Annotated in this window: 17 protein-coding genes; 13 read left to right on the top strand and 4 right to left on the bottom strand. The window is 64.8% G+C overall.

Annotated elements, in window-relative coordinates:
• Window positions 1–4: 4 nt before the first annotated feature.
• The 6 genes from XH89_RS28170 (at window position 5) to XH89_RS28145 (ending at window position 4,975) form a co-directional block, all read left to right on the top strand.
• Window positions 5–1,024: an acyl-CoA dehydrogenase family protein gene (locus XH89_RS28170; RefSeq protein WP_246767636.1), complete on the top strand. Its 1,020-nt coding sequence runs from the start codon at window positions 5–7 to the stop codon at window positions 1,022–1,024.
• A gap of 11 nt (window positions 1,025–1,035) precedes the next feature.
• Window positions 1,036–1,809, top strand: a complete 774-nt coding sequence (locus tag XH89_RS28165; protein ID WP_194463618.1) for an SDR family NAD(P)-dependent oxidoreductase — start codon at window positions 1,036–1,038, stop codon at window positions 1,807–1,809.
• A 14-nt stretch (window positions 1,810–1,823) separates the two neighbouring features.
• On the top strand, window positions 1,824–2,618 hold the full coding sequence (locus XH89_RS28160; protein ID WP_194463617.1) for a carboxymuconolactone decarboxylase family protein: 795 nt from the start codon (window positions 1,824–1,826) through the stop codon (window positions 2,616–2,618).
• On the top strand, window positions 2,615–3,082 hold the full coding sequence (locus XH89_RS28155) for a tripartite tricarboxylate transporter TctB family protein (RefSeq protein ID WP_210345233.1): 468 nt from the start codon (window positions 2,615–2,617) through the stop codon (window positions 3,080–3,082). The genes XH89_RS28160 and XH89_RS28155 overlap by 4 nt, the downstream gene beginning before the upstream one ends.
• A 13-nt stretch (window positions 3,083–3,095) precedes the next feature.
• On the top strand, window positions 3,096–4,595 hold the full coding sequence (locus tag XH89_RS28150) for a tripartite tricarboxylate transporter permease (RefSeq protein WP_194463616.1): 1,500 nt from the start codon (window positions 3,096–3,098) through the stop codon (window positions 4,593–4,595).
• Window positions 4,596–4,759: 164 nt separating this feature from the next.
• Window positions 4,760–4,975, top strand: coding sequence for a hypothetical protein (locus tag XH89_RS28145; protein WP_194463615.1), 216 nt, complete (start codon window positions 4,760–4,762; stop codon window positions 4,973–4,975).
• A gap of 379 nt (window positions 4,976–5,354) precedes the next feature.
• Here the strand turns inward: XH89_RS28145 and XH89_RS28140 are convergent, their stop codons facing one another.
• The gene (locus XH89_RS28140) at window positions 5,355–5,969 is read right to left on the bottom strand and encodes a hypothetical protein (protein WP_246767635.1); all 615 of its coding nucleotides are present in this window, start codon (window positions 5,967–5,969) and stop codon (window positions 5,355–5,357) included.
• A gap of 56 nt (window positions 5,970–6,025) precedes the next feature.
• Between XH89_RS28140 and XH89_RS28135 the strand changes: the two genes are divergently transcribed.
• The 3 genes from XH89_RS28135 to XH89_RS28125 are packed head-to-tail and all read left to right on the top strand — an operon-like array spanning window position 6,026 to window position 12,334.
• The gene (locus tag XH89_RS28135) at window positions 6,026–7,291 is read left to right on the top strand and encodes an NHLP bacteriocin system secretion protein (protein WP_194463614.1); all 1,266 of its coding nucleotides are present in this window, start codon (window positions 6,026–6,028) and stop codon (window positions 7,289–7,291) included.
• Window positions 7,284–9,443, top strand: coding sequence for an NHLP family bacteriocin export ABC transporter peptidase/permease/ATPase subunit (locus XH89_RS28130; RefSeq protein ID WP_194463613.1), 2,160 nt, complete (start codon window positions 7,284–7,286; stop codon window positions 9,441–9,443). Before XH89_RS28135 ends, XH89_RS28130 begins: the two co-directional genes overlap by 8 nt.
• Window positions 9,440–12,334, top strand: a complete 2,895-nt coding sequence (locus XH89_RS28125; RefSeq protein ID WP_194463612.1) for an NHLP bacteriocin export ABC transporter permease/ATPase subunit — start codon at window positions 9,440–9,442, stop codon at window positions 12,332–12,334. The genes XH89_RS28130 and XH89_RS28125 overlap by 4 nt, the downstream gene beginning before the upstream one ends.
• A 111-nt stretch (window positions 12,335–12,445) precedes the next feature.
• Here XH89_RS28125 and XH89_RS28120 read toward each other — a convergent pair whose 3' ends face one another.
• On the bottom strand, window positions 12,446–12,673 hold the full coding sequence (locus XH89_RS28120; protein WP_194463611.1) for a hypothetical protein: 228 nt from the start codon (window positions 12,671–12,673) through the stop codon (window positions 12,446–12,448).
• A 127-nt stretch (window positions 12,674–12,800) separates the two neighbouring features.
• Entirely contained in the window at window positions 12,801–13,688 is an 888-nt protein-coding gene (locus tag XH89_RS28115; RefSeq protein ID WP_194463610.1) for a VOC family protein, read from the bottom strand.
• Between the two features lie 264 nt (window positions 13,689–13,952).
• On the opposite strand from XH89_RS28115, the gene XH89_RS28110 reads away from it, so the two are divergent.
• Entirely contained in the window at window positions 13,953–14,825 is an 873-nt protein-coding gene (locus XH89_RS28110; protein WP_194463609.1) for a dienelactone hydrolase family protein, read from the top strand.
• Window positions 14,826–14,840: 15 nt separating this feature from the next.
• On the opposite strand, the gene XH89_RS28105 is transcribed toward XH89_RS28110, so the two are convergent.
• On the bottom strand, window positions 14,841–15,230 hold the full coding sequence (locus tag XH89_RS28105) for a hypothetical protein (RefSeq protein ID WP_194463608.1): 390 nt from the start codon (window positions 15,228–15,230) through the stop codon (window positions 14,841–14,843).
• A 172-nt stretch (window positions 15,231–15,402) separates the two neighbouring features.
• Here XH89_RS28105 and XH89_RS28100 point away from each other — a divergent pair, with 172 nt between their 5' ends.
• From XH89_RS28100 to XH89_RS28090, 3 genes are all read left to right on the top strand, one after another.
• Window positions 15,403–16,590: a CaiB/BaiF CoA-transferase family protein gene (locus XH89_RS28100; RefSeq protein WP_194463607.1), complete on the top strand. Its 1,188-nt coding sequence runs from the start codon at window positions 15,403–15,405 to the stop codon at window positions 16,588–16,590.
• Window positions 16,591–16,997: 407 nt separating this feature from the next.
• Window positions 16,998–20,102, top strand: coding sequence for a DEAD/DEAH box helicase (locus XH89_RS28095; protein ID WP_194468657.1), 3,105 nt, complete (start codon window positions 16,998–17,000; stop codon window positions 20,100–20,102).
• Window positions 20,103–20,233: 131 nt separating this feature from the next.
• Window positions 20,234–20,533 carry a hypothetical protein gene (locus XH89_RS28090; RefSeq protein ID WP_194463606.1) on the top strand — a complete coding sequence of 100 codons (300 nt, stop codon included), beginning with the start codon at window positions 20,234–20,236 and terminating at the stop codon, window positions 20,531–20,533.
• Window positions 20,534–20,586: the final 53 nt, after the last annotated feature.

Genomic DNA, 20,586 nt, shown 5'->3' with positions numbered 1-20,586 from the left:
GAGCATGGCCGAAGCACTTCAGCCCGACGAGTTCGCGGCAACCGCGGCGCGCGCAGTGACGGCTTGCGCGGGGCTGGGCATCCGCGAGCAGGCGCAAAATCTCGCCGGTGACGGTCTGCTCGGGGTCATCGCAAATGAGGAAGTAGGCGGACTGGCCCTGCCGCTCCGTTTCGCGGTGCCTGTCATCGCCACCGCGCATTCCGGATTGCTCGCCTTTCCGCTGCTGGAGACCATTCTCGTCGGCCGCCTGCTGCACTCATCGCTGCCGCGTCTCGCCGCCACGATCGTGTCCGGCGAGAAACTGGCAACCATCGCCTGGCAGGGTGAGGTTCTTGCCGAACGGAAGGGCGGGCTCCTGATGCTGAGCGGCTCGCTCGGGCGTGCGCCTGGCGCGGCGGAGGTTGACCATATCCTGGTGCGGATGAGCGACGGCGCCGCCGTGCTGATCCCGGTCGATGCTGAAGGCGTTGTGGTCGAGGAGGCGGCCGGTCTCGATCTGACGGTGCCGGAGCATACGATCCGGCTGCAGAAGGTCGAAATTCCGATCGGCTCCATCCTGCCCGCGGGCACCTGGGATCTCCTGAACTCGGACGCCAACGTGCTCCGCGCCGCGGCCATTCTCGGATCGGCCGAAGCATGCCTGTCGCTGGCGCAGGAGCACGCATCGACGCGCCGTCAGTTCGGCCACGCCCTGTCCTACAACCAGGCCATTCGCCACGCGCTGGCACGTCAGAAGCTCGGTCTGGAGAGCATCCGTCATGCGATCACGCGCAGCCTGTCGAGTGACGGCGGTCCGGTTCAGCGCGATGCCGCCTTCCTTGCCGCCGCGACCTATGGCAGCGCGATCAGCGAGGGCGCGTTGCAGATCCATGGCGGCATGGGTTTTACCTGGGACGTGCCGGTGCATCGTCATCTGCGCCGCATCCGCACGCTGCACGCACAGGGTGATGCCAGCGGCCTGATCAACGTGTTTGGCCGCCGTTACGTATCGGAAGTTGCTCCGTTTGCCGAGGCAGGAGCGTGAGGGAGACAGAGATGACCGAAACCAGAGACCAGACGCTCGCCGGCCGCGTCGCACTCGTCACCGGCGCCGGAAACGGCATCGGCCGCGCGACCGCGCTCAAGCTGGCGTCACGCGGCGCGATCGTCGGCGTCAATGATTTGAAGCCGGAGTTCGTGAACGGCACGGTGGATGCGATCAAGGCTGCAGGCGGTCGCGCGGTTGCCGTCACGCAGGATGTCTCCAGCCGCGACGGCATGCGCCAGGCCGTTCTTGGCGTAGCGGAAGGGCAGAAACGTCTCGACATCCTCGTCAACAACGCGGCGTGGGTCCGCTATCAATCCGTCCCTGACATCGCGCCTGAGACCGTCGACCGCATGCTCAACATCGGCTTCAAGGCGATCATTTGGGGCATCCAGGCCGCCGCGGAGGTCATGGACGCCGAGCGCGGCGGCGCCATCGTCAACGTGGCTTCGGTCGCCGGCCTGATCTCGGCCAAGAACAGCATCGTCTATAGCGGTATCAAGGCCGGCGTCATGGGCATCACGCGCGCGGCCGCGGCCGAGCTTGGCGAGCGCAACATCCGCGTCAATGCGGTCGCGCCCTCGGCGATCCCGACCGAGGGAACCATGCGCAATCGCAATGCCGAGCTCGACGCGCGCCGTGTGGCGAGAACGCCGCTGGGCCGGCTCGGTACCGTCGACGACATCGCCAAGGCGATCTGCTTCCTCGCCGGCGACGAGAGCGGCTTCATCACGGCGCAGGTGCTCACCGTCGATGGCGGCATCGTCCTCACCAACATAGCCTGACGGGAACCAGCGCGATGTCCGATCTGACGCCGGAACAGCAGGTGCTGAAAGAGGCCTACGTCAAGGCGCGGGGCTATTGGCGGCCCTGGACCGAGGGGTTGTTGCGGCTTGATCCGGCGTTTCTCCAGGCCTACGGCAGATATGCGGGCTATGCCGCGGAAAAAGGGCCGCTGTCGCCCAAGATGTGCGAGCTGATCTACGTCGCGCTCGATGGATCGGCGACGCATCTGTTCCGCTCGGGCCTCGCGCTGCACCTGCGCCTTGCGCTTAAGGCCGGCGCGACGGCGCGGGAGATCATCGACGTGTTTCGTCTGGCAACGGCCCAGGGGCTGGATGGCTGCAATCTCGGCATCGGGATACTTGCGGAAGAACTGGCGAGCGCGGGCGTGGAGGTCGATCGTTCCGAATTGACGCGCGAGCAGCGCGCGCTGCGTGATGCCTATGTCGCGCAATTCGGCGACTGGCCGGATTTCTGCGAGCAATGGCTGCGCTCCGATCCCGGCTATTTTGCCGTTCTGCTCGATCTCCTCGCGGACCGGCATGCAGGAGGCGGTCTCGACCAGCGCTCGCGATGCCTGATCTCGATCGCGTTGAATGCCTGTTTCACCGCGCTCGATCCCCATGGATTGCGCGTGCAGATCAAGCGGGCGCTGCGGTTCGGCGTCGATCAGCGGGAGATCCGCCAGGTTCTCCAGATGACCGCGCATCTCGGCGTGCACGCCTGCGCCGTTGGCGTTCCGGTTTTGATGGAGGCTCTCGAGGAGCGCTCCTCGAAGGCCGCTTCGGATGAGAACGGAGCAGGACAATGAAGGGCGTGGCGATCCGCAATCACAGGGCGTTCGCGTCGGGTGTCCTGTTCCTCGCATTCGCGGTCTTCTTCTTCGTGACGGCGCTGCAATACCCGGCGGGTACAGCCGCGCGGATGGGGCCGGGCTATTTCCCGCGCCTGCTCGCGATCGTGCTCGCCGCCATCGGTCTCATCGTGCTCCTCGGTGCGATGAAGCCGACCGCGGAGGCGCAGGTGCTGCGCCAGTGGGATCTCAAGGGGCTCGCCTGGATCGTCGGCTCCGTGGTCCTGTTCGGCGCTCTGCTGTTTCCGCTCGGTCTGGTCGGCGCCCTGTTCGTCCTCGTCATGGTATCGAGCCGGGCCAGTCCCGAGTTCAGCTGGACGGGTGCGCTGGCGAACGCGGCAGTGCTCATCGCGCTGTGCCTGGCCGTCTTCGTCTACGGTCTCGGGCTGCAACTGCCCGTCTGGCCATCCCTTCTCAATTGAAACGAGCCGGGCGATGGACCTCTTCCACAATCTGGCGATCGGCTTTGCCACAGCGGCCCAGCCCGTCAATCTGCTCTACGCCTTCTTCGGCTGCCTGCTCGGCACCTTGATCGGCGTGCTTCCCGGCCTCGGTCCGCTCGCGACCATCGCGATGCTGCTGCCGATCACCTATGCGCTCGAGCCGGACGCCGCGCTGATCATGCTCGCCGGAATCTACTACGGCGCACAATATGGCGGCTCGACCACGGCGATCGTGGTCAATCTTCCAGGCGAGTCCTCGTCCGTCGTCACCACGATCGACGGCTACCAGATGGCGAAACAGGGCCGCGCCGGCGTGGCGCTCGCCACCGCCGCCATCGGCTCGTTCTTCGCCGGCTGCGTGGCGACGCTGGCGCTGGCGGCCCTCGCGGGCCCGCTGACTGCGACCGCGCTGCTGTTCGGCCCCAAGGAATTCTTCGCGCTGATGATCCTGGGCCTGATCCTCGCTTCGGTGCTGTCGAGCGGACCGTTCATCGAGGGCATCGGCATGGTCGTGCTCGGCATGCTGCTCAGCCTCGTCGGCACCGACCTCAGCAGCGGCAGCCAGCGCTTTGCCTTCGGCATTCCACAGCTGTTCGACGGCCTCGATTTCGTGCCGCTGGCGATGGGCATCTTCGGCTTTGCCGAGATCGTCAAGAATCTCGAGCAGGACGACAAGCTGTCGCTGGTCACCCAGAAGATCACCAATTTGTTTCCGACCCGCGACGATTTCCGCCGCATGGTGCCGGCGATACTGCGTGGTACCGCGCTGGGGACGCTGCTTGGCGTGTTGCCCGGCGGCGGTGCGGTGCTCTCGTCCTTTGCGTCCTATACGCTGGAGAAGAAGCTGTCGCGGCATCCCGAAGCGTTCGGCAAGGGCGCCATCGAAGGCGTCGCGGGCCCGGAGTCCGCGAACAATGCCGGCGCCCAGACCTCGTTCATTCCGCTGCTGACGCTCGGGGTTCCCTCCAATGTCGTGATGGCGCTGATGGTCGGTGCCATGAACATCCACAACATCCATCCCGGGCCGGAAGTGATGACGAAAAACCCGACCCTGTTCTGGGGCCTGATCGCCTCGATGTGGGTCGGCAATCTGATGCTGCTGGTCCTCAATCTTCCGCTGGTCGGGTTGTGGGTGAAGCTGCTCACCATCCCCTATCGCTATCTGTTTCCCGCGATCATGGTGTTCTGCTCGATCGGCGTCTATTCGATCAACAGCGGCACGTTCGAGGTCTACGAGGCCGCGGTGTTCTGCGTGTTCGGCTACGTCCTGATCAAGCTGCAGCTGCCGGCAGCGCCGCTGCTGTTGGGTCTGGTTCTCGGCCCGGCCATCGAGGAGAATTTTCGACGCGCCATGGTGCTGTCGCGCGGCGACGTCACCGTCCTGCTCACTTCGCCGCTGTCCGCGAGCCTGCTGGCCGCGGCCGCCATCGCCATCATCCTGATCATGCTCCCCACCATCCGCGCCCGGCGCGAGGAGGCGCTTCAGGAATGAGACCCGTCGGAAGGCGTTTGCCGTGATCCGCGAACCTGCGGCCTTCGAGGCGGTGAGGCCGCAGGTTTGCCCGAGGTGACAGCCGTCACAGCGGCTTCTGTTGCGCGTCGGCATGGTGTCCGCGATTGCGGGATCGGCTCGCAGCGCCAACGGGAGACATGACGATGACGGTTCCGACCAACAACGATTTTGCCAATTGCGAGCTCTCCCTCGTCGAGCTCGAGGCTGTCGCTGGCGGCGGCCTGTGGGGCTGGATCAAGCACGAAGCATCCGACGCCCTGCACTGGATCGAGAGGAATGCGGGAAGCGCGGTCTCGGCCCTTGAGAAGGTGCTGGGCGGCCCGATCTACAACTCCCATCCCCCGCATAAGATGTCCTGACGACCGGGCAGATCTGCCGCTTGTCCGACTTGCCTTCCCGGGCGTTCGGCCCGGGACGATCGAGGGGCCAAAATCTTGTCGCCCATTCCAGCACAAGTTCCTATGTGACTGCCCTCACAGCCCCGACCCAGGCGGAAGTCCTACATTTGTGGCCACTCATCAAGAGGGACAGTCCCCCCAAGGCCAAGCAGGAGATGGGCAATGACCAGATTGAGGACGTGCGAAACCGACATCTAGTCCGGCGCAGGCGCCAATCCGAAACGGTCGTCCGTTCGGATGACCGCTTTCGATCCAACACCCGATAAGCTCCAACGACGATGTCGGTGAGCCCGCCCAGTCGCGAGCGCTTGTCCGGACATCGTAACCGGCTATAATTCCTTCAAAGTCGAGAGCGAATAGAACTCAAAATTCCGGTCGTCGCGTCGACGACTTGCAGAGCCTGTTGAGACTTGGCCAAGGCGAGAGGCGACCTCATGCACTGATCGGGCAGCTGGGCGATCTTCTTGCGCTGGCTGGTCAGAATATTGGTCGACTGCTCGACGGCAAATTTCACGACGTCACGGGTCGGGTCATTCTCGCTGACATTGGTCAGCTCTTTCTCGATCGTGATCAGATATTCGAAACTGGACAGCTCTTGAGAAATCTCGACAAGATTCTGGATCGTGGACTTCACGCAATCCGCATCGACGGCGGAGATGTCGGGCCGCTTCGAGGTCTGCACGAGATCGCCCATCAGGTTCGCGAACATCGGCCTGAGGTCTTCGACCTTCTTCAGATCGGCCTGGCTCAGCACGCCGGCCAGGCACACATTCGTGGCGACCAGCAAACCAAGGCATGGCCACGCCAGCCGGGCGGTCAACGCGCGGGCCGTTGCGACGAGCGTGGTGCGATCCGCTTGCCAATTCATCTGGTGCGTCCGATGTCCTCTGCTTCGACGGATGCAGCTCGTTCTCGATGTGAGCTTAGCCCCGCCCACAATTTCGCTCAATCCCATTCTCGGCCTCGTCCGTGCGGACGATTGCGCCGCAATGTCTTGCGAGGGAGTGCGGTGTGACCGATGGCGCTGACAAAATCTTCCGCGCCAGCGCGTTGCAGCGCGCGGCCTCGCCGGAGGAGCTTGATCATCTCGTTGCGATCACCAAGCCGGCCGACTGGATCCTCGCCGCGATCGTGACGACCGCGATGGTCGCCGCGCTGATCTGGGGCATCTACGGCCGGATTCCGTCGCGCGTGTCGGGGCAGGGGATTCTGGTCGGAAGCGGCCGCGTCGTCGATGCGGTCTCCGCCGCCGAAGGACGGCTCGCCTCGCTCGGTGTCTCGGTCGGCGACCATGTCGAGCGCGGGCAGGTGATCGCCCAGATCTCGCAGACCGAGATCGAGCAGAAATACGGCAACGCCGTCGAAACCTACAAGGAGCGCCAGCGCGAGCACGACGACATGGCCACGAAAGTCGCGGCGGAACTCGCGGTCAAGGCCTCCAACTTCGACAAGCTCGAAGCGGCCTTCAACAAGGTCATCGAGGCCACCGGCCAGCGCGTTCAGTCGCTCGACGTCGACGTCAAGAATCTCGAACAGCTGATGATCAAGGGCCTGACGACACGGAAGACGCTCGAGGACCGCCGTCTCGAACTGACCGAGGCGCAGCAGCGCCGGACGGATTCGCAAAACGAGATTCTCAAGCTTCACGCGCAGAAGACCGATCTCGAAACCCAGCGCGCACGCGAATTGCAGCAGGCCGAATTTGCCGCGAACAATGCGCGCCGCGAGATGCAGGCGCTCGCGGGCACGCTGGGCCGAAATTCGCAGGTGCTCAGCCCGATTGCCGGACGCGTCCTGGAGATCAAGACGTCCTCCGGCTCGGTCCTCGCCGTGGGAACCCCGGTCGTGCTCATCGAGGACGAGGGCGCGCGGCTCGAGGCGGTGGTCTACATCCCCGCAGAGCAAGGCAAGAGCGTCAAGCCGGGCTATCAGGTGCGGGTGGCGCCGAGCACCGTCAAACGCGAGGAATTCGGCACGATGATCGGCGTGGTCTCGAGCGTCTCCGAATTTCCGGTGACGCCGCAGGGCATGACCGCCGTGCTGCATAACGATCAGCTCGTCAAGGTGTTCTCCCACGACGGCGCGCCCTATGCGGTCACGGTGTCGCTGGAGCAGGATCTGTCGACCGCGAGCGGATATCGCTGGGCAGTCGGCAAGGGGCCGCAGGTGCATCTCACCAGCGGCACGTTGGCGCAGGCGGAGATTACCACCAGGAGCCGGCGCCCGATCGACCTTGTTGTCCCCCTTCTCAGGAAGTGGACGGGGATCGATGGCTAGCCCTGTTACGCCGACCGCAGACGTCAAGCGCACGCCGACGATCCTGCAGATGGAAGCGGCCGAATGCGGTGCCGCCTGCCTCGCCATGGTGCTGGCGCATTACGGGGCGTGGGTGCCGCTCGAGCGGCTTCGCGTCGAATGCGGCGTCTCCCGCGACGGCAGCAAGGCCAGCAATGTCGTCAGGGCCGCGAAGCGCTTCGGGCTGAACGCCAAGGGATTTCGGCTCGACCTCGCGGCGCTCGGCTCGGCGCCGACGCCATGCATCATCCACTGGAACTTCAACCATTTCGTCGTTCTGGAAGGCATCAAGGGCAAGTCCGCCTCGATCAACGATCCGGCCTTCGGGCGACGGCAGGTCGGCATCGACGAGCTCGACCGCAGCTTTACCGGCGTCGTCCTCACCATGGAGCCGGCGCCCGGATTTGCGCCGTCAGGGGCCAAGCCGGCGGGATTGCGGCTGCTGTTGCGGGAATTGCGCGGCTCCAAGGCTGCGGTCGGGCTGCTGATCCTGCTCAGCTTCGTCATGGTCATTCCCGGTCTCGTCGCCGCAAGCTTCTCGAAGATCTTCATCGACGACATCCTGATTCAGCATCTGGACGGCTGGCTGCGTCCGCTGCTGATCGGCATGGGGGTGACGGCCCTGATCCGCACCATCCTGACGCTGCTGCAGCAATCCCTGCTGCTACGGCTCCAGACAAAGCTTTCGGTGGTGATGATCAGCCGCTTTCTCTGGCGGGTGATGGCCTTGCCGATCGAGTTCTTCACCCAGCGCCACGCCGGCGACATCGCCGCGCGGGTGGGCGCCAATGACCAGATTGCACGCCTGCTGGCCGGTGGCATCGCCGCGAATGCGCTCAGCCTCACTTCCGTGGCGTTCTTTGCGTTCGCCATGATCGTCTACGATCACTGGCTGGCTGCGGTGTGCATCGGCCTGTCGCTGCTCAATGTTCTCACCTTGCGACTTTCGATGCGACGCCGGGAGGACCTCAGCCGCGGGCTCTCGCTGGAGCGCGGCAAGCTGCTCGGGGCCGTCGTCAGCATCGTAAGGTCGATCGAGACCATCAAGGCGAGCGGGCTCGAGGACGAGGCCTTTGGGCAATGGTCGGGCGTTCAGGCCAAGGTGCTGAACGCCGAGCGCGATCTGGCGTCGTCGTCGATCATTCTCGACATGATCCCGACCCTGATCGCCGGACTGACCATGACCGCGATCCTGATCCTCGGCGGCCTGCGGGTGATCGAGGGCTCGCTGACGCTCGGCAGCCTCGTTGCTTTCCAGTCGCTGATGGCGAGCTTTTCCGAGCCGGTGGCGACACTGGTCAACCAGGCCGGCAGCTTTCAGCTGATCAAGGGCGCGCTCGATCGCCTCGAAGACGTCTACAACTATCCGCTCGGCGATCCCGCACGCGCATCGGACGAAGCCTTCCCGGCGAAGCTGGATGGACGGATCGAGTTTCGCGACGTGCAGTTCGGCTATTCGCTGCTCGAGCCGCCGCTCATTTCCGATCTCTCGATCACCGTCAATCCCGGGTCACGGGTGGCGCTGGTCGGCGCTTCAGGCAGTGGCAAATCCACGCTCGGCCGCCTGATCTGCGGGCTCTACAAGCCCTGGGCCGGAGAGATCCTGATCGACGGGACGAAGCTTGCGGAGATCCCGCCCGATATCCTCGCCAACTCCATCGCCTATGTGGACCAGGACATCTTCCTGTTCGAGGGAACGGTGCGCGACAATCTCACGCTCTGGGACCGGACCATCCCCGACATCGATCTAACAAGGGCGCTCAAGGACGGCGAGATCCAGGACGATATCGCGATCCGCGCCGGCAATTACGATTCCTATGTCAGCGAGGGCGGCACCAATTTCAGCGGCGGCCAGCGCCAACGCATCGAGATCGCCCGCGCGCTGGTCGGCCATCCCTCCATCGTCGTGCTCGACGAGGCAACGGCTGCGCTCGACCCCGTGACGGAGAAGGCCATCGACGACAATCTCCGCCGCTGCGGCTGCACCTGCATCATCATCGCCCATCGCCTCAGCACGATCAGGGATTGCGACGAGATCATCGTGTTGCGGCAAGGCAAGGTCGCCGAGCGCGGCACGCACGAGGCGCTGCTCGCGCTGAACGGCGAATATGCCAGACTGGTGTCGAAGGAATGACCGGTCGGATCGACCATATCGTATCCGGTGCAGCGCTCGTCGCGGCGCTGGAATTGCCGCGCGAGATGACGATCGACGGCCGCCGGCCGATCCTGCTCGATCATCATGGCTACGTCTTCGAAATCGCCGCCGGTCACGCCGACATCTTTGCCGTCGATGTCCGGGACGGCAAGTCCGGCCTCCGCCATCACCTGTTCCGCATCGAACGCGGCGGCATCATTCCTGACCTTCCGCCATTGCCTTTCTCGTCTCCGGACGGCTTGCGCTTCATCGCGGTCGGCGCGCAGGACACGCGCGTATCCGTCGTTCCCAGGACCGATCTGGCGCCGGAGCAGGCGGTGCGCTGGATCGAGCGGCTTGCGCGCTTCGTGGCGGGGCCGGCGCCATTGTGGCAAATGGCCGAACTGCCCGACGGCGAAGTCGAGTTGATCGCGGGCGAGCCCCGGCGCGGACCGATGCGCGGGCTGCTCTGGCTCAATGTGGCGCGTGGTGCGCTTCGTCTGATCGGAACCGGTGCGGCCTGCACCGCGGGAAGCCCTCCGCTGCCGCTGACGTCGGGCTTGTGGGTCGAGGCGGGCGCAGAGGGATGCGCATTAAGCGCAACCAGCGTCGCGCCGGCCGACGGCTTGATCTGGCCGGCAGTCGATCAATTCCATCTCAGCTTCGTTGTCTGTGTGCGGGACATGCTGGCCCGCGACTCCCTGAACGAGAGCGAACGTCTGGTGAGTCGAACCGGGCTCGCCGCGACGCAGGCCGTGGAAGCCTTCGACCGCCTGTCCGGCATCATCGTGCGGCGCTTCGATCACGATGCGGTCGATGCATCCTGGTCCGACAGGCTGGCCGGCGCCTGCCAGATCGTCGGTAGCGCGATGCGCGCGCCGATCGTGATCTCCGGCCGCGTTGACGGCAGTGCGCAGGATTTTGCCGGCCTCGTCGCAATCGCGCAGTCTGCGCGCCTGCGGCTGCGCCAGGTCCTGCTCCGGTCGGATTGGTGGAAGCTCGACGCGGGTCCGATGGTCGGCTGGCTCGGTGAGACAGCGGCCCCGATAGCGCTCGTCTTCGAGCCGCGTCGCGGATACGTCATGATCGACCCGCGCAGCAAGGCGCGCCGGCCGGTCGACCGGGCCGTCGCTGCGCAGATCGCGCCGGAGGCGGCGACGTTCTATCCGCCTCTGCCCTCGCGCACTCTGAAGTTCACCGACCTTCTGCAATTCTCATTGCGCCATGCCCGCGGCAGCGGGCTGCGCATCGCGCTGTCGGTCGTCCTGATCGGCCTGTTGTCGCTGGTGACGCCGTTCGTCACCAATCTCCTGATCAGCTCGATCATTCCGCGATCGGAGCTGGATCAGCTCGGCTTCTGCGCGCTCGCGCTGGTTCTCGCCGGCCTGTCGGTGGCCGGTGTCCAGGTCATGCAGGGCTTTGTCATGCTGCGGATGGAGGCAACGATCGACTGGCGGCTGCAGTCGGCGATGATCGACCGTCTGCTGCGGTTGCCGACCGCCATCTTCCGCGAGTTCACCGCGGGCGAACTGGTCGACCGCGCCATGGGCATTGATGCCGCGCGGCGGGCCCTGACCGGGCACGCCTTGCGCGGCATGATCGCCGGCCTGTTCTGCCTGTTCAGCCTCGGCTTGATGCTCTACTACAATCTCAAGCTGGCACTGGTCGCGGTGGCACTGACATCTGTCCGGGCGGCGGCCATCATCGGCACCAATCTGGTGCGGCTGCATTACGAGAGCAAGCACTTCAACCAGCAGGGCAAGGTCAGCGGGTTCGTGCTCCAGCTCCTGACCGGCGTCGGCAAGTTGCGCGTGTCGGCGGCGACGTCGCGCGCGCTCGCGATCTGGTCGAAGCAGTTTGCGACCCAGAAGCAGTATTTCGTGTCGTCGCAGGTGGCGGGCAACGGCCTCGGTGCGTTCGAGACCGCGTTTCCCACCATCGCGACGCTGATCATCTACGCGTACGCGTCGTATTCGAGCAGCGGTCTGCTCTCCGACATCGGTACCTTCTTCGCGTTCTTTTCCGCCTTCGGTCAATCGATGGGATCGGTCGGCTCCTGGGCGGCCGGCGTCAGCGAGGCGCTGATTGCCATCCCGCCGCTGCTTCGGCTGCGGCCTCTAATTGCGAGCCCGAGCGAAATCCCCGACGATCGTAAATCGCCGGGCGAATTGTCCGGATCGGTCGAGCTCGCGCGGGTGTCGTTCCGTTATCTCCAGAACGGGCCCCTGGTGCTCGACAATGTCAGCTTGAAGATCGCGCCGGGCGAATATGTCGCGGTGGTCGGTCCGTCAGGTAGCGGAAAATCGTCCCTGTTCCGGCTGCTGCTCGGGTTCGAGCGCCCGGAGGCGGGCGCGGTGTTCTATGACGGCAAGTCGATCGAGACCCTGGATGCGAGCGCGTTGCGGCGTCAGCTCGGCGTGGTCCTGCAGAACGCCAAGCTCGCGAACGGAAACATCTACGAGAATATCTGCGGCGGCGTCCGTCTGCCGCTCGATCAGGCCTGGGAGGCCGCGCGCCTCGCCGGCATCGAAGACGATATCAAGGCGATGCCGATGGGCATGCTCACCCAGGTGTCCGAGGGCGTCAGCACGCTATCCGGCGGACAGCGCCAGCGCATCATGATCGCGCGGGCGATTGCACGGCGGCCACGCATCCTGTTGTTCGACGAGGCGACGAGCTCGCTGGACAATCGATCCCAGGCCATCGTCAGCGACGCGCTGGAAAACCTCAACGTGACCCGCATCGTGATCGCGCACCGCCTCAGCACCGTGCAGCGCGCCGACCGGATCATCGTGCTGGTCGACGGCAAGATCGTCGAGACTGGAACGTTCGCCGAGCTGAATGCGGCCTCCGGCATGTTCGCCGCGTTCGCGCGGCGGCAGATGCTCTGAGCGCTTCGTCTGTCTGGTGATCCCAAAAGAAAACTCCCGGACGGCTTTGTCCGGGAGTTTCCTCGTAGAGCTGCTAACGCGGCCGATGAGAGGCCGCCCTGCGGGCTGGCCTTAGTTCAGCCTCTGGGGCGGGTTGCCACCGCCGGCGCCGGTGACGATCCCGCCGACCAGGATAATGCCGGCGGCAACCCCTGCGACGACCGGGTTGGTGAAGAACGACTTCAGCCCGTGCTCGATGCCATGCACGAGGCTGCTGAACCAGCCGCCGCCGGCGACGCCGTCGAGCTGCTCCATCGAGAGTTCGCAATTGATGCTGTTGTCGTTGATCTGATGGGTCATGTTGTCTCTCCTGTCTTGATGCCGCGGGATCATCCCCGCAACGGCGGACAGCATGTCGTATGCATCAGACCCGCGCCGTGACCGGTATCACGTTGCTCTCTCTGTCGTTCATTTCGTCGCTAGAGTCCTACCCGTCGTATTGATCCGGCCCCATCGCCCATGACGCCTGATCGTGTCCGTAGGCGTAGTTGCGGTTGTTGACGACGGGATTGCGATTGACCATCGGCCTCATGAACATCGGGTGCGTCGCGCTACGCACCTCGTGCTCGACGGTGAAGAGCGGCTTGCCGCTGTCGAGATCGACGATGTCGCAGAAGCGATACTGATACTGATTATCTTCGCGCGAGATCAAATCGCGCGCCAGCAGCTTGCGGTAAGGGCCGGAGAAATCGGTGATGTACATCTGCACATGGTGGCCGTCATAGCCGGGTTGCGGCCGGTCGGTCTCGCGGAACAAGAGATGCTGGTCGCGGCCGGTCTTCACCGCCGCAACCTTGCCGTCGCCGTTGCGAAGGCTCGCGGGCATGCCCATGATCTCAGGATAGAAGGCGCAGATCGCCTGCACCGATCCGGCCGGCACGTCGAACTCGACATAGGGAATGCCGAGCGTGATGCGCCCGAAGCGCGCGGCGTCGGGTTCATGGATGCGGATGCGGTTGCCCCACGGGCAGGTCGCTTCGACATAGTCATTGTGCTCGGCATAGGCAAAGGCCGTACCGTCGAGCTTGCTCTTAACCGAAGCCAATCGCGCCAGCAGCGCCTCGCGACCCTCGATGACGAGCCCGGTGCGCCCGCGCAGCACCTGCGGCTTGCCGCTCGGGAGATGAAACTGGCTCCGTCCGACATTGATCCACATGTTGGTGTCGGACACCATCAGATAGGGATCGCGGGTGAGCCCGAGCCCGGTGACGTAGAACAGCGTGGCGAGGCGCTGGTCCGGAACCTGGATGTTGACGTGCTCGAAATGGATGGCGTTGCCGAGATCTTCTGCGGATCGGTCGAATTGTTGCGGCATGGCTGTGCGCTTCTCGCTGGCGGGTTTGCTGTCATCATTCTAGAGCAAAATGGCCGGCGGCCAAGCGCGCTGCCAATCAATTCCTGCCGCATGGCATGACATGCAATGTCATCTTGCCGGGACCGGCTTTCCCTGTAATTGTGGGAACGAGGCGAGGGAGCCGCGCCTTCGCTCTCGATCCCGCGTTCTTCTGCCTGCAGCCGAGACCTTGCCAATGTCCGCCGTCCTGCGATGCGCGCGGGAGCGAAGTGAAGAGTGGATGTCATGATCGCGCTTTGGCGTTGCATTCTGGGCTGCGTCGGGGCGCAACTGCTCCTGGTGTCGGCGGCGGCTGCCGTCCCCGAAACCGTTTATTTCAAGAGCGCGGATGGAACGGCTGAAATCGTCGGTTATTTGTTCAAGCCGGCCGCGCGCGGGCCCCGTCCCGCCGTCGTCATGCTGCATGGCCGCGCCGGCCCCTATTCCGCAAACGACAATGCGGGCTGTACCTTCGTCGCACGCTCGGTAACCTCGCCCTGCAACGCGGCCACCTTGTCGATGCGCCATCAGATGTGGGGCCAATACTGGGCCGATCGCGGCTACATCGCGTTGCTGCCCGACAGCTTCGGGCCGCGTGGCAAGGCACATGGCTTTGGCCGGTTCACCCATCACGATCCCGACCGCGACAGCGTCAACGAGTTGACGGTGCGCCCGTTCGATGCCGAGGGCGCGCTGGCGTATTTGCTGGCCCGCAACGACGTTGTCCCAAACCTCGTTTTTCTTCAGGGCTGGTCCAATGGCGGCAGCACGACGCTCAACGTGATGATCCGGCAGGGCGCGCGCCCGGGTTTTCGCGCGGCGATGGCGTTCTACCCTGGTTGCGGAAAGGAGGCCTTGCTCGAACCTGCCGTTACCACCAGCACGCCTATCACGATGTTCCTCGGATCGGATGACGAGGAGGTCTCGCCGGACATCTGTCAGCACGTGGCCGAGCGGTCGCGCGCGGCCGGCACTCCGATCGATGCGGTCCTCTATCCGGGAGCCACGCATGACTTCGACGACCCCGGCGAAAAGCGTCAGTCCGTTCCCGGCAATGTCGCGGCCAAGGCTGACGCGATGTCGCGGGTGATCGCGATTGTGAATGCCGCCCGGAAGTAGGCGCGCCGCTCCCGGTCACACATCGACGTTTCTGTGCCCCGCCAGCCAGGAGCAGATGGCCGCAGGCACCGCACCAATGATTCCGAACAGGACCAGGTAGGGTCCGTGGATTGAACCCTGCAACATTGAGATCGCCAGCGGAAGGAAGATGAACACGTAACCGGCAAAGGCCGTCCATAGGATGCGGTAGCGCGTTTTGCGTTTCGCCAGGATAGCGTCCACCAGAGCCGTGAGCACCGCTGGCACGAGGGTGAGCGCATAGGCCAGCGGCAGCAAGACCAATTGCCCAAATTCAATGGTGCTTTTGTCGCCGAGGGCCAAGGTCAGGATCTGCAGCATTCCCCAAAAAGCCACCACGAAGGCGAGCGGGGGAAACAAGATCGCAAAGACCGCAAAACGTCTCATCGGGGGCTCCGGGCTAAACGATCCGACATTTGAGCATTAGCCGGTACGCGCGCCGGTGTCGCGCCAATGCGTTCTGAAACCGGTTTGCGCGGTCGTAAACACTGTACTATGCGCCTTTGCTGCGTCACCCATTCCCTGTAATCTGACCGGAAATAGAAAAGGAATGAGGTCGATGGGGGGAGTTCTGGAAGGCGTGCGCGTCCTTGATTTCGGGCGCTATATCGCGGGGCCATATTGCGCGACATTGCTGGCCGAGTTCGGCGCCGAGGTCATCAGGGTCGAGAAGCGCGACGGCAGCGAGGATCGCTTCGTTGCGCCAGTCGGTGAGGGCGGCGAGGGCGCCCTGTTCCTGCAGGTCAACCGCAACAAGAAATGCATCACGCTCGATCCGATGACGGAGGAAGGCCAGGAGGTGATGCGCCGCCTGATCGCGACGGCCGACGTCGTCGTCGCCAATCTGCCGCCGCAGACCTTGCGCGCGATGAAGCTCGATTACGAGCAGCTGAAGGCGATCAAGCCGGACATCATCCTGACGACGGCGACCGCGTTCGGCGGCCCGGGCCCATGGTCCGACCGCGTCGGCTTCGACGGCGTCGGGCAGGTGATGTCGGGTTCGGTCTATATGACTGGCGCCGGCGATCCGCCTTACCGCGCGGCGGTGAACTGGGTCGATTTCGGCACCGCGCTGCATTGCGCCTTCGGGACGCTCGCCGCGCTGATCGAGCGCGGCAAATCCGGTCGCGGGCAGATCGTCGAGGGCGCGCTGCTGGCGACCGCGCTGTCCTTCACCAATGCGACGCTGATCGAGCAGGCCGTCATCAACGTCAACCGCGTTCCCACCGGCAATCTCGGCCAGACCGCCGCACCTGCGGATATCTACCGCACGAAAGATGGTTGGGTGCTGTGCCAGGTCACCGGCCATCCGCTGTTCAAGCGCTGGGCGAGGCTGATGGGCGAGGAAGAGCAGTGGCTCAACGACCCGCGCTTTGCCGACGACATCAGCCGCGGCAACAACGGCGCCGTGATCAGCGAGCGGATGGCGCGCTGGTGCGCCGAGCGCACCACGCAGGAGGCTGTGGATACACTCGGCAAGGCGATGATCCCGACCGGCCCGGTCTTGAGCCCGCAGCAGGCGCTGGACCATCCGCACATTCGCGCCGCCGGATTCCTGCAGGATGTCGACTATCCCGGCTTGCCGAAACAGGCCCCGGTTGCCCGCGCCGCGATTCGGCTGTCGGAAACCCCTGGTGCGATCGCAGCGCGTCCGCCGACGCTTGGCGAGCATACCGATACCGTGCTGGCGGAACTCGGCTACGACACGGCCGCGATTGCAGCACTCCGGCAGGGCGGCATCATTTAGCCGCGACGCGATCACAAGAGTGGAAATAGGCCTGCGCGTCTGCTAGACGACGGGCGGCTTGTCCTCGCGCAGTCCAGCGTTTGCCGGCGACCTCTTACGTCGCATGAGGTTTTGGGGGAGGCGCGTTCGGGCGCCCCGTCCCATCTGCATGTCCATTCGCGACCGAATCAACATGGGCTCGGCTGCGCGCGGCATTGACGACTGCTTACGACGAGAAACGGATTCACGTGCGTCATTCCAAGAAATTGCGGCCAGCCAAGAACGCGGCAGTCAAGAACGCGGCAGTCAAGAATAAAAAGCGCGCGCTTGCCAAGCGCCCGACAAGCCGGCGTTCGCCAGGCAAGGCGTCTCCGAAGCAAAGCAAGGGCTCGCCACGCGCCACGATCTCGTCGTCGTCGCCGCTCGGCATGATGGCGCTGCATCTGCTGGCGCAATGGAAGGAGGCCGGTCGCAACGGTCTCGTGTTCCTCGCCGAGAGCGAGAACAGGGCGGAGCGGCTCGGCAGCGTCATCCATGCGCTCGATCCGTCCTGCGAAGTGCTGGTGTTTCCGCGGCTGAACACGCTGCCGTTCGATCAACTGGATCCGTCGCGCGAGATTGCGGGCCGCAGGGCCTCGGTGCTGCGCCGCCTTGCGAAAGCGAAAAAGCCGATCTTTCTGGTCTCGACGGCGGAAGCGGTGATGGAGCGCCTGCCGCCGCCGGCGAACCTGTTGCGTCTGAACATAGGCTTGAAGGTCGGCGGCGCGTTCTCGGAAGCCGAGCTTCGCGTCCGCCTCGAAGAGCTGGGCTATGATCTCGACGACGAGCCGGACTATCCGGGCGGCGTCCTGTTTCACGGCCAGACCTTCGAGATATTTCCCGCGGGCGCGCTCGGTCCGTTCCGGGTGGAACATGCCGGGCGCGCGATCAAGCGGATCGTGGCGTTCGACCCGCAAGAGCACGACATCATCTTCGAGACCAAGGAGCTGCTCGTCGATCCCATGTCGGAACGAACGGCCATGTCGGGCGCACGGGCGCGGCGCGCGACGCTGTTCGACTATTGCGGAAAGGCAAAGTGGATCGCCGATACCGGCGTTCCCGTGCACGCCGATGCCTGGCTGAGCACGATCGAGGAGGCCGCGGGCCGCGCCGACAGGGAGCGCGAATATCTCGGGCGGAGCGATTGGAAGCAGGCAACGCGCGGCATGAAGGTGCTGCCGCGCAATGCGCCGTTCCAGCCGACGCCGGAATTCTCCAAGCTGACATCCGCGAGGAAGGCCTTGCGCGCCTTCGTCGAGGAGATCAGGCGCGCCGGCTCGCGCCTGATCCTGGTCGCGGCGCAGGAGGAAGACCTGCGCGTGATGGAGCGGATGGGCGGCGTCCGGGCGGAACGCGTCGCGGATTGGGCGGAGGCCGAGGGCGCGCGCCAGCGCGACGTGGCCTTGCTCGCCGACCTCGACGCCGGCTTTGTCATTCCCGGGAAGAAGGCCGTCGTGCTGACGGCGACCGACGTGCTCGGCAGTCGTGCGCATCATCCGCAGCCGATGGCGCGAAGCTGGAGCGCGGCCTTCGATCACGCCGATGTCCCGGAGCAGGGCACGGTGGTCGTGCATCTTCAGCGCGGCCTTGCGATCCTCGACGGCTTGCAGACGGTGAACACCGGCGGCGGCGCGATGCGCGAGCTGGTCCGCCTGTCCTTTGCGGGCGACAATGCGGTCCTGGTGCCGCCCTCCGATCTGGCGCAGATGTGGCCCTATTCGACGGAGCGCGGCAAGCTGGCGCTCGACAAGGCGGATGGCAGCACATGGTGGGCCCGCCGCGGCGAGGCCGAGCAGGAGATCCAGGCCGCCGGCAAGGTCCTCGCCAAGCACATCAGCCAGCGCAAGCGGCGGCGCGCCGAAAAGCTGATCCCGCCCGGATCGGCCTACGAGAAATTCGTCGCGCGCTTTCCCTATTTCACCACGATCGATCAGGCCAAGGCGATCCACGACGTGCTGGACGATCTTGCCTCCGGCCATCCCATGGACCGCGTGATCTGCGGCGACGTCGGCTTCGGCAAGACCGAGGTGGCGCTGCGCGCGGCGGCGGCCGTGGTGCTGTCTGGCAAGCAGGTCGCGATCGCGGTGCCGACGACCGTGCTGGCGAGGCAGCATGTCGCGACTTTCCGCAAACGCTTTGCGCCCCTCGATATCGAGGTCGGCAGCCTGTCGCGCGCGACCTCGGGCGCTGAGGTGCGGGAGACCAGGGAAGGCCTGCGCAGCGGCCGGATCAAGGTCGTGGTCGGCACGCAGGCGCTCACTTCGAAGGACGTGAAGTTCGACGATCTTGGCCTCGTCATCATCGACGAGGAGCAGCATTTCGGCGCTGCCGAGAAGGCAAAGCTCTCCGGGCTTGCCAAGAATGCACATACGCTCTGGATGAGTGCCACGCCGATTCCGCGCACGCTCGCCGCCGGCCTTGCCGGCTTCAGGGATCTCAGCGTCATTGCCTCGCCGCCGGTGCACAGGCTTCCGGTCGCGACCAAGATCGCGCCGTTATCTGATGCCGCCATCGCCTCGGCCCTGCTGCGCGAGCAACGGCGGCACGGGCAGAGCTTTTTGATCTGCCCGCGCATCCAGGATCTCGAACCGATGCTGGCGCGGGTGCAGGCGGTGGCGCCTGATCTCAAGATCGTCTGCCTGCACGGCAAATTGCCGGCCGACGAGATCGACGAGCGCATGATGACCTTCGTCGAGGGCAAGGCCGACGTGCTGCTGGCCACCAACATCGTCGAGAGCGGCCTCGATATCCCGCGCGCCAACACCATCGTGGTGTGCTGGCCGGAAAATTTTGGTCTGGCCCAGCTGCACCAGCTGCGCGGGCGCGTCGGCCGTGGAGGCATCCGCGCCTTCGCCTATCTCCTGACCGAGTCGGCCTCGGGGCAGTCCGAGAAGCGGCTGGCGGTGCTGGAAGAGTTCAGCCGGCCGGGCGCGGGCTTTGCCATCAGCGAGCGCGACCTCGATCTGCGCGGCGCGGGCGATCTGTTCTCGGAGCAGCAATCCGGCCACGTCCAGGTGTTCGGCCCGGTGCTCTACAGCCACCTCCTGAAGATGGCCTCGGAGAAGGTCGATGACGGCATGTCCGTGGTGTGGGTGCCCGACCTCAATCTGCCGGTCGCTGACATGCTGCCCGCGAGCTACGTGCAATCCGCGCCCGTGCGGCTGGAGCTCTATGCCCGCGCCGCGCGCTGCGCCAGCGAGGAGGATCTCGAAGATCTCGAGGAGGAGACGTCGCGCCGCTTCGGACCCTTGCCGCAGGCCGCCCGCGACTTCTTTGCCGCTGCTCGACTGCGGCTGGACTGCAAGCGCCGGGGCATCATTCGCCTCGACGTCGGGCAAAGCGCGGTGGCTGCGACGTTCCTGCCAGGACGGCTGCGCAAGTCCAAGGGCAAGTCGCTGCAACGCGATGGCGACCGCGTGGTCTATCACAGCCCGATGCGCGATGCCCCGTTCGAGCGGGTCGAGGAATTGCTGGAGTTGCTGGACGAGTCGTGAACCGAGGCGTGTGGTCGTCCACATCGCGTCCAGTTACGGAACCTATACCGCAATCGATAAACTTCGATCTGCCTGGCAAGTCATTGTTTGGAACGAGCTGATAAAGCGTTCAGGCACGAAGGATGATGTCAATGTATTTCCTCGCCGCCTGTCTGATCGTGGTCGTCGTCAGTTTCGAGGTTTCGTTCCGTCGAACCTGGACGCTATCCCGGAACTCTCGGGGAGCTGCCCCGGCCCAGCGGCTCGTCGCGCGGCGGCGGGCACTTTGGCCCGCATTCTGCGGTATCATTTTTACCCTGCTGGTGCTGATTGGGTTTGATCATGTTCAAGACATGCTTGGTCCCTCCGCAACGACCAATCTCATGATGCTTGGCGCCTCTTTCTTCAGCGGCTGGTTTGTTGGCGCCATCGCCGCGATGGACCGGGATTGAAGCGGCGACCGACGGAAAGCGAAAACGGGATATCAGTCGGCTCGCCGCTTAAT

It is taken from the genome of Bradyrhizobium sp. CCBAU 53340 (assembly GCF_015291645.1).
In the GTDB taxonomy this organism is placed as follows: domain Bacteria; phylum Pseudomonadota; class Alphaproteobacteria; order Rhizobiales; family Xanthobacteraceae; genus Bradyrhizobium.
The sequence above is the reverse complement of the archived record's forward strand: the minus strand, read 5'-3'. Positions and strand labels throughout refer to the sequence as shown.

Coding starts and splice junctions, on each gene's coding strand:
- XH89_RS28120 (WP_194463611.1), bottom strand. CDS start 12,673: ATGACCCATCAGATCAACGACAACAGCATCAATTGCGAACTCTCGATG.
- XH89_RS28090 (WP_194463606.1), top strand. CDS start 20,234: ATGTATTTCCTCGCCGCCTGTCTGATCGTGGTCGTCGTCAGTTTCGAG.
- XH89_RS28125 (WP_194463612.1), top strand. CDS start 9,440: ATGACCGGTCGGATCGACCATATCGTATCCGGTGCAGCGCTCGTCGCG.
- XH89_RS28165 (WP_194463618.1), top strand. CDS start 1,036: ATGACCGAAACCAGAGACCAGACGCTCGCCGGCCGCGTCGCACTCGTC.
- XH89_RS28140 (WP_246767635.1), bottom strand. CDS start 5,969: ATGGGATTGAGCGAAATTGTGGGCGGGGCTAAGCTCACATCGAGAACG.
- XH89_RS28100 (WP_194463607.1), top strand. CDS start 15,403: ATGGGGGGAGTTCTGGAAGGCGTGCGCGTCCTTGATTTCGGGCGCTAT.
- XH89_RS28105 (WP_194463608.1), bottom strand. CDS start 15,230: ATGAGACGTTTTGCGGTCTTTGCGATCTTGTTTCCCCCGCTCGCCTTC.
- XH89_RS28095 (WP_194468657.1), top strand. CDS start 16,998: ATGATGGCGCTGCATCTGCTGGCGCAATGGAAGGAGGCCGGTCGCAAC.
- XH89_RS28170 (WP_246767636.1), top strand. CDS start 5: ATGGCCGAAGCACTTCAGCCCGACGAGTTCGCGGCAACCGCGGCGCGC.
- XH89_RS28115 (WP_194463610.1), bottom strand. CDS start 13,688: ATGCCGCAACAATTCGACCGATCCGCAGAAGATCTCGGCAACGCCATC.
- XH89_RS28155 (WP_210345233.1), top strand. CDS start 2,615: ATGAAGGGCGTGGCGATCCGCAATCACAGGGCGTTCGCGTCGGGTGTC.
- XH89_RS28130 (WP_194463613.1), top strand. CDS start 7,284: ATGGCTAGCCCTGTTACGCCGACCGCAGACGTCAAGCGCACGCCGACG.
- XH89_RS28160 (WP_194463617.1), top strand. CDS start 1,824: ATGTCCGATCTGACGCCGGAACAGCAGGTGCTGAAAGAGGCCTACGTC.
- XH89_RS28150 (WP_194463616.1), top strand. CDS start 3,096: ATGGACCTCTTCCACAATCTGGCGATCGGCTTTGCCACAGCGGCCCAG.
- XH89_RS28110 (WP_194463609.1), top strand. CDS start 13,953: ATGATCGCGCTTTGGCGTTGCATTCTGGGCTGCGTCGGGGCGCAACTG.
- XH89_RS28145 (WP_194463615.1), top strand. CDS start 4,760: ATGACGGTTCCGACCAACAACGATTTTGCCAATTGCGAGCTCTCCCTC.